This is a genomic window from Salinicola corii (assembly GCF_008298015.1).
GTDB lineage: Bacteria > Pseudomonadota > Gammaproteobacteria > Pseudomonadales > Halomonadaceae > Salinicola > Salinicola corii.
Window position 1 is genome coordinate 368,722 of the sequence record NZ_VTPX01000001.1, and the last position, 13,236, is coordinate 381,957.

The 13,236-nt window shown below is 62.4% G+C and carries 15 protein-coding genes and 1 tRNA gene; 9 read left to right on the plus strand and 7 right to left on the minus strand.

Features of this window, described 5'->3' with window-relative positions; translation table 11 throughout:
• Positions 1-26: 26 nt before the first annotated feature.
• Together tgt and queA are read right to left on the minus strand one after the other, a co-directional pair.
• Positions 27-1,145, minus strand: coding sequence for a tRNA guanosine(34) transglycosylase Tgt (gene tgt, locus F0A16_RS01735; protein ID WP_149434084.1), 1,119 nt, complete (start codon positions 1,143-1,145; stop codon positions 27-29).
• Positions 1,146-1,292: 147 nt separating this feature from the next.
• Positions 1,293-2,330, minus strand: a complete 1,038-nt coding sequence (queA, locus tag F0A16_RS01740; protein ID WP_149433663.1) for a tRNA preQ1(34) S-adenosylmethionine ribosyltransferase-isomerase QueA — start codon at positions 2,328-2,330, stop codon at positions 1,293-1,295.
• A gap of 133 nt (positions 2,331-2,463) precedes the next feature.
• Between queA and F0A16_RS01745 the strand changes: the two genes are divergently transcribed.
• Together F0A16_RS01745 and F0A16_RS01750 are read left to right on the plus strand one after the other, a co-directional pair.
• Positions 2,464-2,550: transfer RNA gene (locus F0A16_RS01745), tRNA-Leu, on the plus strand.
• A gap of 364 nt (positions 2,551-2,914) precedes the next feature.
• Entirely contained in the window at positions 2,915-3,529 is a 615-nt protein-coding gene (locus F0A16_RS01750) for a hypothetical protein (protein ID WP_149433664.1), read from the plus strand.
• Between the two features lie 30 nt (positions 3,530-3,559).
• Here F0A16_RS01750 and F0A16_RS01755 read toward each other — a convergent pair whose 3' ends face one another.
• A complete protein-coding gene (locus F0A16_RS01755) occupies positions 3,560-3,769 on the minus strand; it encodes a hypothetical protein (RefSeq protein ID WP_149433665.1) in 210 nt (69 codons plus the stop codon).
• A 465-nt stretch (positions 3,770-4,234) separates the two neighbouring features.
• On the opposite strand from F0A16_RS01755, the gene F0A16_RS01760 reads away from it, so the two are divergent.
• Positions 4,235-4,792: a Crp/Fnr family transcriptional regulator gene (locus F0A16_RS01760; RefSeq protein ID WP_239023674.1), complete on the plus strand. Its 558-nt coding sequence runs from the start codon at positions 4,235-4,237 to the stop codon at positions 4,790-4,792.
• Between the two features lie 179 nt (positions 4,793-4,971).
• Here F0A16_RS01760 and F0A16_RS01765 read toward each other — a convergent pair whose 3' ends face one another.
• Positions 4,972-5,382, minus strand: a complete 411-nt coding sequence (locus tag F0A16_RS01765) for a carboxymuconolactone decarboxylase family protein (protein ID WP_149433666.1) — start codon at positions 5,380-5,382, stop codon at positions 4,972-4,974.
• 157 nt (positions 5,383-5,539) lie between these two features.
• Positions 5,540-5,863, minus strand: a complete 324-nt coding sequence (locus F0A16_RS01770; RefSeq protein WP_149433667.1) for an ElaB/YgaM/YqjD family protein — start codon at positions 5,861-5,863, stop codon at positions 5,540-5,542.
• 174 nt (positions 5,864-6,037) lie between these two features.
• Here F0A16_RS01770 and F0A16_RS01775 point away from each other — a divergent pair, with 174 nt between their 5' ends.
• Positions 6,038-6,646, plus strand: coding sequence for a LysE family translocator (locus tag F0A16_RS01775; RefSeq protein WP_149433668.1), 609 nt, complete (start codon positions 6,038-6,040; stop codon positions 6,644-6,646).
• A gap of 23 nt (positions 6,647-6,669) precedes the next feature.
• On the opposite strand, the gene F0A16_RS01780 is transcribed toward F0A16_RS01775, so the two are convergent.
• Entirely contained in the window at positions 6,670-8,328 is a 1,659-nt protein-coding gene (locus tag F0A16_RS01780; RefSeq protein ID WP_149433669.1) for an acyl-CoA dehydrogenase family protein, read from the minus strand.
• A 179-nt stretch (positions 8,329-8,507) separates the two neighbouring features.
• On the opposite strand from F0A16_RS01780, the gene F0A16_RS01785 reads away from it, so the two are divergent.
• Both F0A16_RS01785 and F0A16_RS01790 read left to right on the plus strand, forming a co-directional pair.
• The gene (locus F0A16_RS01785; RefSeq protein ID WP_239023675.1) at positions 8,508-9,029 is read left to right on the plus strand and encodes an NUDIX hydrolase; all 522 of its coding nucleotides are present in this window, start codon (positions 8,508-8,510) and stop codon (positions 9,027-9,029) included.
• A 105-nt stretch (positions 9,030-9,134) separates the two neighbouring features.
• Positions 9,135-9,629, plus strand: a complete 495-nt coding sequence (locus F0A16_RS01790) for a glutathione peroxidase (protein ID WP_149433671.1) — start codon at positions 9,135-9,137, stop codon at positions 9,627-9,629.
• Positions 9,630-9,653: 24 nt separating this feature from the next.
• Here F0A16_RS01790 and F0A16_RS01795 read toward each other — a convergent pair whose 3' ends face one another.
• Complete coding sequence (locus tag F0A16_RS01795) at positions 9,654-10,058, minus strand: DUF7079 family protein (RefSeq protein WP_149433672.1); 405 nt, start codon at positions 10,056-10,058, stop codon at positions 9,654-9,656.
• A gap of 268 nt (positions 10,059-10,326) precedes the next feature.
• Here F0A16_RS01795 and fabV point away from each other — a divergent pair, with 268 nt between their 5' ends.
• From fabV to ampD, 3 genes are read left to right on the plus strand one after another with little or no spacing between them, the layout of a single operon-like run.
• Positions 10,327-11,526: an enoyl-ACP reductase FabV gene (gene fabV / locus F0A16_RS01800; RefSeq protein WP_149433673.1), complete on the plus strand. Its 1,200-nt coding sequence runs from the start codon at positions 10,327-10,329 to the stop codon at positions 11,524-11,526.
• A 31-nt stretch (positions 11,527-11,557) separates the two neighbouring features.
• Positions 11,558-12,544: a GlxA family transcriptional regulator gene (locus F0A16_RS01805; protein ID WP_187775876.1), complete on the plus strand. Its 987-nt coding sequence runs from the start codon at positions 11,558-11,560 to the stop codon at positions 12,542-12,544.
• A 19-nt stretch (positions 12,545-12,563) separates the two neighbouring features.
• Entirely contained in the window at positions 12,564-13,124 is a 561-nt protein-coding gene (ampD, locus tag F0A16_RS01810) for a 1,6-anhydro-N-acetylmuramyl-L-alanine amidase AmpD (RefSeq protein WP_149433674.1), read from the plus strand.
• Positions 13,125-13,236: the final 112 nt, after the last annotated feature.

The following is a 13,236-nucleotide window of genomic DNA, read 5'->3' on the forward strand; positions in this document are numbered from 1 at the left end:
TCATCGACGTGCCGGTTCGGATCGTGTCAATCGACCCCGGGCGGCACGGGCAGTCCGCGTCGCCGGTAGAATTGTGCTACGAAGTCGGCCAATGTACCCGCTTCGATAGCCCCGCGCAAACCCGCCATCAGGCGCTGGTAGTAGCGTAGATTGTGAATCGTGTTGAGCATCGAACCGAGCATTTCCCCGCAGCGATCCAGGTGGTGGAGATAGCCGCGGGAGAAGTGCTGGCAGGTGTAGCAGTCACAATCCGTTTCCAGCGGATCGGTGTCGTGACGATGGCTCGCGTTACGAATCTTGACGGTACCGTCGGCGGTGAACAGATGACCGTTGCGGGCATTGCGGGTCGGCATCACGCAATCGAACATGTCGATCCCGCGCCGCACGCCTTCGACCAGATCCTCGGGCTTGCCGACGCCCATCAGGTAGCGGGGCTTGTCTTCAGGCATCCAGGTTGGCAGATAATTCAGCACGTCGATCATCTCTTCCTTGGGCTCGCCCACCGACAGACCGCCGATCGCCAGACCGTCGAAGCCGATCTCCAGCAGCCCCTCGAGCGAGCGCTTGCGCAGGTCGGGATACATGCCGCCCTGGACGATACCGAATAGCGCCGACGGTGAATCGCCGTGTGCGACGCGGGAGCGAGCCGCCCAGCGCAGCGACAGTTCCATCGACTTCCGCGCTTCGGCTTCGGTGGCCGGGTAGGGCGTGCACTCGTCGAAGATCATCACCACGTCGGAGCCTAGCGAACGCTGGACCGCCATCGACTCTTCCGGCCCCATGAAGACCTTGGCGCCATCCACCGGCGAGCGGAAATGGACACCCTGTTCGGTGATCTTGCGTGTCGCGCCGAGCGAGAACACCTGAAAGCCGCCGGAGTCGGTCAGGATCGGCTTGTGCCATTGGGAGAAGTCGTGCAGGTCACCATGACCTTCGATCACTTCGGTGCCAGGGCGCAGCCAGAGGTGAAAGGTATTGCCGAGGATGATCTCGGCCCCGATCGCCTCGACGTCCTTGGGGGTCATCCCCTTGACCGTGCCATAGGTGCCCACCGGCATGAAAGCGGGTGTTTCCACCGTGCCGCGAGGGAAGGTCAGACGTCCGCGGCGGGCGCGTCCTTGCTGGCCCAGCCGCTCGAATTTCATGAAACATTCGTCTCGCATGGTGTCTCTCTTCTTTTCAACTCAACGCGCCCGAAGCCGCGCGCAAAAAAGCCTATGCATAAACGCGTCCGAAGCCGTGCAGAGCCTGTGACACAGACGCGCCGAAGTCGTGCGCAAAACGTTTGTGGGTCAGCTTGGCTGACGGGTCAAAAACATTGCGTCGCCATAGCTGAAAAAGCGGTACCGCTCGGCGACGGCCTCCTGATAGGCGCGCATGACGGCGGCGTAACCGGCAAATGAGGAGACCAGCATCAAGAGCGTCGACTCCGGCAGATGGAAGTTGGTGACCAGCGCATCCACGCAGTGCCAGCGATAGCCCGGGTAGATGAAGATATCGGTTTCACCGCGATACGGTGCCAGCTCGCCATTGACGCCCTGGCTGGCGGTTTCCAGACAACGCACGCTGGTGGTGCCGACGGCGACCACTTTGTTGCCGGCGGCGTGGGCGCGATTGACCCGTTCACAGACCGATTCGTCCACCTCCAGCCACTCGCTGTGCATGTGATGTTCGCGGATGTCGTCGACACGCACCGGCTGGAAGGTGCCGGCACCGACATGAAGGGTGACGAAGGCCGTCTCGACGCCCTTGGCGCGCAGGGCCTCCATCAGCGTCTCGTCGAAATGCAGCCCGGCGGTCGGCGCGGCAACGGCGCCCTCGCGGCGGGCGTAGACGGTCTGATAGCGCTCGCGGTCGGCCAACTCGTCTTCACGGGTGATGTAGGGCGGCAACGGCATGTGGCCATGCCGCTCCAGCAGGGCGATCAGCGGCGTCTCGCCCAGGAAGCGAAGTTCGAACAGCGCCTCCTGACGCCCCTCGACGACGGCATGAATGTCGCCTTCGAAGATCAGCTCGGTACCCGGTTTGGGCGACTTGCTGGCGCGTAGATGAGCCAGCCCGCGATGGGTGTCCAGCGGTCGCTCCAGCAGCATCTCCACCTTGCCGCCGCTGGCTTTCTGGCCGAACAACCGTGCCGGGATCACCCGGGTGTCGTTGAAAACCACCACATCGCCGGGCTCGAGCCGAGCCAACAGGTCGGGGAACCGAGCGTGCTCCAGCGCGCCGGACTCACCGTCGACGCACAGCAGGCGACAGTCGGTGCGCTGTTCGGAAGGATAACGAGCGATCAGTTCGTCGGGCAGATCAAAATGGAAATCGGCGCGCTGCATGGCGTAGGTCGCGTATCGGTCGAGTCTGGATGGGCGGGTGGTATCTGAAAGGGCGCCATCATAAAGCACGCGGCCGATTAAGTCAGCGTGATGATTGACGCCGGGCCGGGCGTCCGTATAATGCGTCTCCGCTGCCGGCGTGGCGGAATTGGTAGACGCAGCGGATTCAAAATCCGCCGCTGGAAACAGTGTGTCGGTTCGAGTCCGACCGCCGGCACCATCCGCAAAATCAATACCTTAGATTCGTTGTCTCCCTTTCTGTTTCACCTTTGTTTCAGTGCTTGGTCGCGGTTTGGTCACAGAACGCCGCAACAAGGCTCGGCATTCTGTGTATGACCCTTGGGCGGCTTCCGCTCCTGTATCTTGCGCTATGGCTGGGTGGCTTTCCGTCCTATGAATGCCGGCGAGCCACTGATTGTTTGGGCATCGGTCAACGATTCTGTAATGACTGTTGAATGTTCGGCGATCGAGGTTTCTTGCTTACTACGACTTTAGCCGGTGGCTAAATGACGCACCGCTTATGCGTGGCTCGTCTTGTCACGACATTGCTATGATGCGGGATCAAAACTTGGGGAGTGGGGAGCATGATAAGTGTATTGACGTTCTTGCTGATTTTCGTGGGTGTCGCCGTCTCCGTTTATCAGGTCTACGACATTTATTACGCTCAGAACTTTGAGGACGACGAGCGTCAGGCGAGCAGTGAAACGCCCCTGGGTCAGCTTTCGCAACAGGCTGAGCGGTATGCGGCCACTGGCGAGCCCCAGCGGTTGTTGGATATCGCGGGTCGACTTTTCGGGGCGCACTTCGATCAGCGTCTCTTGCTCTCCGCGGCTTCGCTGCCGAACGCTCCACAATACCTGGGAGCGCTGCTGCGCCGGGGCCGGCGCATCGTCATCAACGGCCGGCTCAGGGTGCGTCACCCGCTGGCGTGGAAGACCAACCTGCCCCGCAGGGACAGCCGCCCGGTGTTACTGACACTCGTGCTGGTCAACTGCCTGGTGGTCATGTTTCTGGGCGGGCTGAGTCTGTATACCATCGCCTATCGCGTACCGGTGGAATCGCTGGCGTGGATGAATAGTGATTGGATATTGATGTTGCTCATCTATGCCGTGATCGCCATGACCCATGGTATTTCCAGGCTCGATGGCTACCTGCACGATCTCTACCTGATCGGTACGCTGAGTCGAACCGCGGGGTAGCGGCTCTCGATGGGAGCGCCTGGCCGAGCGTCATTCGCCGGAGCTTGCTTCCCGCTCGGGGACGGACCAGGTGCTATGGCCGCCGGTTTCCTGGCTGTTGAGAAGTTCCACGCGTCGTCTTGCGTTGGCTTCGCGATGGTACACATCGACAGTCAGGTTGCCGTTGTGCGTATCGGTAATGGTGAAGTGCTGATGTAAGGTACCAGCCTGTTTGATTCTTACGATATAGCGCCTGAACATCTCGATTCCTGCTTTACTTTGATTAATAGATTCTAATATAGGCTTCCGTGCGTTCAAACTGGATTCTGTTACCTCGAGGTCATGAGGCGGACGGTGCGAGTCACGAGAGGCAATGCACGATAGGTCGAACGCCTCGCCGTCGACAGGGCGCCATCATTCAGTATGCCCGGCTTGTGGAGGGGGCCGTCGAGCGTTCCTCCACCAGCCATTTTACCCCGGCTATCTAACCGATGTTATGTAACTCGCCTGTCTAACATGCTGTCATGCTTGAAAAATTCAAGAAGGCAAATGCATGGGTCAGCAGGAAGGCTGTATTGCCCTCCATTTTAGTCACTACGGAAAACTCTCGGAAAATGATCGCCGTCAGCTCGATGCCCTGGAAGGTGCCTCGACGAGTATTGCCAAGGGGCAAGTGCTCTGGCACGAGGGCGACATTGCGCGGGACTTCTGTGCCTTGCAAAGTGGATGGGCCTATTCGTTTCGCCACCTGGAGGGTGGGCCCGCCATATTCTGGAGATCTACCTGCCCGGCGATGTCATCGGACTGCACAAATTCCCGTTCAAGCAGAGGCTCTCCAGCGTGGCCATGCTCGAAGATGGCGAGGTTCGATCGGTCGCCAATCGGCAGCTGCTGAACCTGTTTCGTGAATCGATCCGCCTTACCCCGGCCTGCTTCGCGGTCTGCTCGTATCAGCAGGCGGTGCTGAGTGAGAGGTTGATCCACCTTTCCCGGCGGAGTGCTCGCCAACGAGTGGCGTATCTGTTGTTCGAGATAGGCTGCCGTCTGCGGCGCAACAACGAAGAGATGCTGCGGGAGCGCTTTCGTTTGCCGCTATCCCAGCAGCAGCTTGCGGATGCGCTGGGACTGTCTCCGGTGCATGTCAGTCGCACGCTGACGGCGTTCCGTCAGGAAGGGCTGCTCAGGCTCGCGCGTGGTTGGGTGCACATGCTCGATATACAGGCGCTGGCTTGCGAGGGAAGTGTTGTAGGCTGTCTGCAGGATCGTGTGGTTCAGGCGGTTTGAATGCTGGCGCTCCACCCATGATCCGATTGAGCGGGGAGGCGACGGGCCGATTCCGGCAGGCTTGCCTGAATGTGTGCTTTCCTAAGAGGCAAGTGCTGAAGGGTAACCTCCATGCACAAAAACCCCGCCCTCGTCGATGACGAGAGCGAGTCGAGATGAAGCCAAGTGCCGAGTTCGGACTAGACGGCGGCGCGGCGCGAGGCGCGGCTCAGTGCGCTGGTCATTTCGATGGCCATGGTCAGATCCGCTAGTTCCCGCGGGGAGAACGCGTTCAACGCCAGCTTGCGAGTTGTCGGATTAGCGGGGCGGAAATGGGTGAAGGACTCACACCATGCCAATGCCGCTTTCTCTCTCTCGTCGAACTCGTCGGATTCAGCCCAGGCGGTCAATGCCATCAGCTTGCTGGGGGAGATGCCCAGCGCTTCGGCCTGCTCGCGGCGGAAGTGCGTGCAGCTCAGGCAGCCGTTGATTTGTGAGGCACGCAATTCGGCCAGACAGCGAATGGAGGGATCCAGCGAACAGGCGTGTAGCGATCTCGCGGATTTGTCGATGTTCTTGACATCGATCGTTTGCCACTTGTCTGCGTTCATCTCAGTCTCCTGAATTCAGGTGTCGTGCGATTAAACGACTATCGTTCTCAACTTTCCACAGCTTCGATTAGAAAGTTCAATGGCGGTTAAAGGTTGAAACTATGGTTTAGCCGGGAAATGTCTTGAAACACCCCGCGGAGCGGGGCATTTCCATGCGCTAGCGACGACTGATCAACAAGCCGACTATAGCGCCAGTCAATGTGGCGACACCGATGCTGGACCATGGGTGTTCGCGAACATAGCGGTCGCAGTTGTTGAGAGACTGATTGGCGGAGCGCTTGAAGCGGCGATTGCGGCGACGCGCGTCGACTGCCATGCGAGAGTACTGCTCCTCGCTTTTTATTCGTGCCTCCTCGATCGCGTCCTGCGCATCGTCTCTCAGGTCACGCCCCAACGCCTGTCCTTGCTCGCCGATATCATGCAGATCGTCGCGAATGCGATCGGCGCGGGCTTGCTGGTCTTCACGCTTGAATAGGCTCATGTTTCACCTCCCTGATGGATGGGCCTGAGTGCGTATGACAGCGTAGTCGTTGTGAAGTGCCCGCGCTGCCACAATTATCCTGGGTCCCGGAACTAGCCTCCGATGGGCGGTTCCTGCCACGATCGTCCGGTATAGTCGGCAGACGAATATCCATGGCGGAAACAGGAAGCCTACGTGTCGTTGCAACTCTGGTTGTCTCTTCTGGCGATCTGCGCCCTCGGTGCCATGTCGCCCGGTCCCAGTCTGGCCATGGTAATGCAGAACACACTGGGGGGCGGGCGCAGGTGCGGGGTGATTGCTGGCGTCACCCATGCTTTGGGTGTCGGTCTGTATGCCGGGTTGACGGTGCTGGGGCTGGCGGCGGTCATCGTTCACCAGCCTTGGCTTTATCGGCTGGTGACCTGGGGTGGTGCTTGCTATCTGGCGTGGCTGGGAATTCAGGCGCTGCGGGCCAGCGGCAGCGGTGGTTTCAGCGTGACTCACAGAAGCAGCGACTGGCGTCGCGCCATGCGCGATGGCCTGCTGGTGGCGCTGGGCAACCCGAAGTTGATCGTGTTCTTCGTCGCATTGTTGAGCCAGTTCGTCAGCGCCGATCTGAGCCTGGCGGGTCGTTGGTTGATCGTTGCGACCGCGACCCTGGTGGATGGCGGTTGGTACGTGCTGGTGGCGCTGCTGCTGTCGCATTCCCGCGTGTTGCCGTGGTTGCAGCGGCACGCGGCGTGGATTCATCGGCTGACGGGCCTTGTTCTGCTCGGGCTGGCGGCTCGCGTGGCGCTGGGCTGAGCGCCGCCGCCTCTTGGTCGGGATTATGCCTCCAGGCGCTCGAGAATCGCTGCCAGAGGTGCGTCGACAGGGAGGATGCCAAAGATCGGCGAAGCATTTGCCAGCCTTGTGGCGCAAAATGTATCTGCGACGCCGTTGGGCGCGTAGCGAATCAGCAGTGCGGCCTGCAGCGTCTGCGCCATGCATTGGGCTAGCCAACGTGCCTCGGCCTGCAGTTGTCCGGGGCTGGCCGTCAAGCGCTCGTCGAGCGAGTCGATGGCGGCGTCGAAGGCCGCATGATGGCCCCGGGCGAGGTTCAGTTCCCGCCGCAATGCGTCGATGCTGGCCGGGTGGCGCTCCATGATCCTCAGCACGTCCAGGCAAATGACGTTGCCCGAGCCTTCCCAGATTGAATTGACCGGTGCCTCGCGATAGAGCCGTGCCAGCGGCGTTTCCTCGACGTAACCGATCCCCCCGAGACACTCCATCGCCTCGGCCATGAACGCCGGGCCGCGCTTGTTGTGCCAGAACTTGCCCAGCGCCGGGAGCAGTCTTGCCAGCGCGGCTTCATGCTCGTCGCTCCGGGAGCGATCCATGGCGCGCGCGCCTCGCATCGCCAGCATCAGGCTGGCCTCGGTTTCGATCTCGAGGTCGGCGACAACGCGCTGCATCAGCGGTTGATCGGCCAGCCTCCGGTCGAATACCTGACGTCCCTTCACGTGGTGCCAGACTTCGTTGACGGCCTGGCGCATCATGCCTGCCGGTGCGGTGGCGGCATCGAGCCGTGTCTGCTGCACCATCTCTAGTATCGCGGGCACTCCCCGGCCCGGCTCTCCGACGAGTTGCACCCAGGCTCCGGCATACTCGATCTCCGCCGAAGCGTTGGCGCGATTGCCGCACTTGTCCTTGAGCCGCTGGATCTCGATGGCGTTGCGCCGGTCGTCCGGGGTGAATCGTGGTGCCAGAAAACAGGAGAGGCCGTCGTCGGTCTGGGCCAGGGTGAGAAAGGCGTCCGACATCGGCGCGCTGCAGAACCACTTGTGGCCGTCGAGCCGGTACCACTCGCCGGTACCGGGCGAGGTCACCGGCCGCGCCCGTGTGGTATTGCGGCGCACGTCGCTGCCACCCTGCTTTTCGGTCATCGCCATGCCGAAGGTGTTGGTGCTTTTCCGCTCGGCGGGGATGGCGGCGGGGTCGTAATCGCGACCCAGCAGCCGGTTCTGCCAGCCCTCGCTCTCCGGCAGCTGCCGCAGCACCGGCATGGCGGCGTGGGTCATGGTGATCGGACAGCAGAAGCCCGGTTCGGCCTGGGTCAGCAGGTAGAGCGCGGCGACATGGGCCTGATGACCACCGTCATGCTCGCGTTCCCAGGCGACGGCGTGCCAGCCATCGCCAATCGCGAGCGCCATCAGCGCGTGGTAAGCGGGATGGTAGTCGACCTCGTCCAGGCGACGACCGTGACGATCGAAAGTGTGTAGCTGGGGCGGGAACCGGTTGGCCTGCTCGCCCCAGCGCTGGATGTCGGGCTCGCCCAGACGCCGGCCCAACGGCGCCAGGCGCTCGCCGACCCAGGCCGGCGCGAACTGTGACAGCGTTTCGCGCAAGGGACGATCGTCTCTCCACAGGTCGCATTCAAGATCTGCGGCAGGCTGGTTCTCGACGCAGTGCGTAGTCAGTTCGGTGCGGGGCGCATAGTCGGTCATGAGAGCTCTCCGAGGTGGCTGGTTCGAGCATAAACCGGACGTTCATCGCTGTGTCTCGCATTCGACCAATGCGGCATTCAGTCGGCGGGTCTTCCACGCCAGGGCCGAGCCCCGGGGGAGACTCGTGATACGCTGCCATCCCGTTTTCGGTCGTCAGGTTATCCATGAGCACGTTTTCCATGAGCCCGTTCCCAGGGCACGAGCGAGTCATCGCCGACGAGCAGGTTCAACTCGTCGATCCGCGCAATCGACCTTGCGGCAGTGCGTCACGAGCCATGATGCGACGCTTGAGTTGCTGGCACCGGGCGACCTATATCATCGTGCGCAATGCCGCGGGCGAGGTCTGCGTGCAGGAGCGAACGTCGATCAAGGAGACCCACCCGGGCTGGTTCGATCTGGCCGCCGGTGGAGTAGTGGGGGCGGGCGAGGCATCGCTGCCGGCTGCGCGGCGGGAGCTGTTCGAGGAGCTCGGTGTTGGTCGTGTCGAATTGATTCCCGGTGGTGAGTTCGTATTCCACGAGGCCGGCTTGAAGCTCTACGGCAGCCTCTACTGGGTGGATTACGATGGACCTCTGCGCCTGCAACCGGAGGAAGTGGCAGCGGTGCGCTGGCTGTCGATTTCAGAGGCGTTGACGCTGGAAAAAGCGACGCCGGACACGCGCATGGCACTGGCGAGGGCCATCGCGCTCGATCGCTGGTGAACTGGCGGCTGGCGTGGCACTCTTTCGAGCGGGAGCGACGCGTCGAGACAGGTTCTGGCGCGGGCCCCACCGATTTGAACTTGGCGTTCCCGGGTCGATTCATCCATGTCGTTATATACGCAAGATTGTCGGACCCAGTCCGGCGAAGCCTTCAATCTGCGCGCGCTGCGTGGTCAGGTGCTGCTGGTCGTCAATGTCGCCAGCCGCTGTGGATTCACGCCGCAAATGGAGGGGCTGGAGAAACTCTACCGCGAGTACCGGGACCAGGGATTCACCGTGCTGGCGTTCCCCTGCAATCAGTTCGGACGCCAGTCGCCGGAATCGTCGGCCGGGTTCGGCGCCTTCTGCGAGCGGCGCTACGCGGTGACGTTCCCTCTGATGGAGAAGGTCAAGGTCAATGGCCGCGAGGCGCATCCGCTGTTCGTGCATCTACGCCGCCAGGCGCCCGGGGTGCTCGGTAGCACACCGATCAAATGGAACTTCACCAAGTTTCTGGTGGGGCGGGACGGGCAGGTGATACGGCGCTTCGGTCCGCGCGTCGCGCCGCGGTCGCTGCGCAGCGCCATCGAGGAGGCGCTGGATACGCCGTTCTCGGCGTGAACCCGGCGCGGGCGAAATCGTCGCCTAGCCCGGCGGGCGCTCGCCGCGCGCGACCATGACTCGCACGCCCAGTTCGTTGAAGCGTGGCCGGCTCATCATCGTCGTCAGTCCCGAGAACAGCGACCAGGTCGTCTTGCGCCATCCCTTCAGCCTGCGATTGTGGCGGACCAGTCGCGTCAGCAGCTCGGTCTCGTCGAAGGCCCGCCATTCGCCGGCCATCGAGAGCTGGTAGCGTGCCATGACCGGCGACATCTCCAGCCGATAGACCCACTCCAACTGCTGTAGCGTCAGTTCGCTGGCATCGATCTCGCGGAGCATGCGGGCATAGTCGGACTCTCTCGGCTCCCGCTCGAGCCATAATGGCGATAGTGCCAGCCATAGCGCGCCACGTCGGACGACCAGCTCTTCGATCTCTTGTTCGTGGGACATGGGGCTTTCTCCGCTCTCTGGATTCGCCCGGCGCGTGGGCGAGCCATCTTCGAATACCCGGGCGAGAGAGACAAGTCCGGCATAGAAAGAGGCCGGAAGGCGAAATGCCATACCCTAGGGGCGGCATGGCCCTGGTGGCGATGGTGCGGGCGAGTTCGCCCCCGCTTTCGCCACCCTGTTAGAATGCGCTCGGTAAGCATTCGATCAATGCCACCTCCCGGCACGCTTCGCCGGGGCTTCCGTTTCGCTGTAGAAGACGAGGTTAGACGTGATCATCAAGCCCAAGGTTCGCGGTTTCATCTGTACCACGACGCATCCGCTCGGCTGCGAGCGCAACGTACTCGAACAGATCGAGACCACTCGCGCCAACCTGAGCGGTGGCAAGGCGGGCCCGCGCAACGTGCTCGTCATTGGTGCCTCCAGCGGCTACGGGCTGGCAGCCCGCATCACCGCGGCTTTCGGCTACGGCGCCGATACGCTGGGCGTGTTTTTCGAGAAGCCGGCGACCGAGAGCAAGCCCGGCACGGCGGGATGGTACAACTCGGCCGCCTTCGACAAGTTCGCCAAAGCCGAGGGGCTCTACAGCAAGTCGATCAATGGCGACGCGTTTTCCCACGCGGTTCGCGACAAGGCGATCGAGCTGATCCGCGAGGACATGGGCCAGATCGACCTGGTGGTCTATTCGCTGGCCTCGCCGGTCCGCAAGTTGCCGGATAGCGGAGAACTCAAGCGCTCCAGTCTCAAGCCGATCGGCGAGACCTACACCGCGACCGCCATCGATACCAACAAGGATACGATTACCGAGGCATCCGTCGAGCCGGCGACCGAGCAGGAAGTGGCCGATACCATCGAGGTGATGGGCGGCCAGGACTGGGAGCTGTGGATGGATGCGCTGGACAAGGCGGGCGTGCTGGCGCCGGGCGCCAGGTCCGTGGCGTTCAGCTATATCGGCACCGATATCACCTGGCCGATCTACTGGCACGGTGCCCTCGGCAAGGCGAAAGAGGATCTCGATCGCGCCGCCGGCGAGATCGACGCACGCCTCAAGGCCAGCGGTGGTGGTGCCAACGTGGCCGTGCTCAAGTCCGTGGTCACTCAGGCCAGCGCCGCGATCCCCGTCATGCCGCTCTATATCTCCATGGTCTACAAGGTGATGAAGGAACAGGGCGTCCACGAGGGCACCATCGACCAGCTCAATCGTCTGTTCGGCGAGCGTCTCTATGCCGAGGGCGAACCCGAGGTGGATGAGGCTGGACGCCTGCGTCTGGACGATTGGGAGCTGCGTGACGACATCCAGCAGGCGTGCAAGGATCTGTGGCCGCAGGTGACCAGCGACAATCTGTTTGCGCTGACCGATTACGCCGGCTACAAGCACGAGTTTCTCAAGCTGTTCGGCTTCGAGCGCGACGACGTGGACTACGAGGCCGACGTCGACCCGAAGGTCGAATTCGACGTCGTCCAAGTCTGATTTCGACGCACCAGCGCATGAACCATCGAGCATGAATGCCAGCGACACCCCACGCCGAGTGGGGTTCGTGATGTTGCCGGGCTTCTCCCTGCTGGCGCAGGCTTGCGCCATCGAGCCGTTGATCGTCGCGAACACGCTCTCGGGGCGACGGCTCTATGCCGCCACGACCTTCGGCATCGATGGCCGAGCGGTCAAAAGCGTGGCCGAACTGTCGTTCTCGCCGGAGAGCGTCGCCGGGAGCGATGCGCGTCACCTCGATATGTTGTTCGTCTGCGCGCCCGCGCCGGATGGTTCGGGCGCCGTGGATGAGAGTAGTGGGACGCTGATCCACTGGCTGCATCGCCTGGCCAGCCGGGGCGTGACGCTGGGCGGTATCGCCGGTGGGACCCACTGGCTCGCCAGGGCGGGCGTGATGGATGGCTATCGGGTCTCGATCCCCTACGCCAGCGGCGACGCGTTCGCGCGAACGTTTCCGAAAATTCACGTTTCTCATCAATTGTTCGAGATCGATCGCGACCGGCTCTCCTGTGGCGGGGGGACGGCGGCAATGGACATGCTGATGACACTGATCGGCCAGCAGCAGGGCGCAACCCTGGCACAGCGGATTTCCGAGCATTTCGTCTGCGAGCGGATCCGTATGGCCGACGAGCCGCAACAGACATCGCTGCGTTCACGCCTGGGGCATGCGCCGCAGAACCTGGTCGATGCGGTGGCGCTGATGGAGGCCAATATCGAAGAACCGTTGACCACCCATGAGCTCTCGGCCCACCTGGGGATATCCCGGCGGCAGCTGGAGCGCCTGTTCAAGAAGCATCTCCAGGCCGTGCCCAGCCGCTACTATCTCAACCTGCGTCTCCAGCGGGCGCGCAAGCTGCTGCGCGAGAGCGATCAGGCGGTGGGTGAGATCGCGCTGGCTCACGGCTTCTCCTCGGGCGCGCATTTCTCCACGGCCTATCGGCACCATTTCGGCATCAGCCCCAGAGACGAGCGTCTGGGACTGGCCGGGCAGGGGGCATGATCTTGAAGGAGCTTCCACGATGATGATCGACGATCATTGGCTCGGCGCGGCCAGGCGAGTGGTGTCACCCAACGCCAACGCTCGGCCGCAGGGGGAAATATCCGCCGTGGTCCTGCACGGTATCAGCCTGCCGCCGGGAGAGTTCGGTGGCGATGCCATCGAGCGGCTATTCACCAACAGCCTGGATCCGAATGCTCACCCCTTCTTCAATGCTATCGCCTCGTTGCGGGTGTCGGCTCATCTGCTGATCCGCCGCGACGGCGAGTGCGTACAGTTCGTCTCCTTCGACCGCCGCGCCTGGCATGCCGGCAAGTCGCAGTGGCACGATGGCGAACGCCTGCGCGCGGGACTCAACGATTTCACGATCGGTATCGAGCTCGAGGGTGACGACGAGACGCCTTACCGTGAGGCGCAGTACCGCGCGCTGGCGGATGTGCTGCGCGCGCTGATGCAGCACTATCCACTGATCCGCGCACCGCGGATCATGGGCCACGCGCACATCGCGCCGCGGCGCAAGACCGATCCGGGGCCCGCGTTCGACTGGCGCTATCTGCACCGCTGCCTGACAGAAATCGTTTGAATGCTATGCTTGGGCATGGTGTTGCAGACAGGGATTCGAACAGGATCCACCGCGCTGGTAAATTGGTTACACGAACCGATACTCATTTTCTGCCTGCGTGATTGTTCCCTAA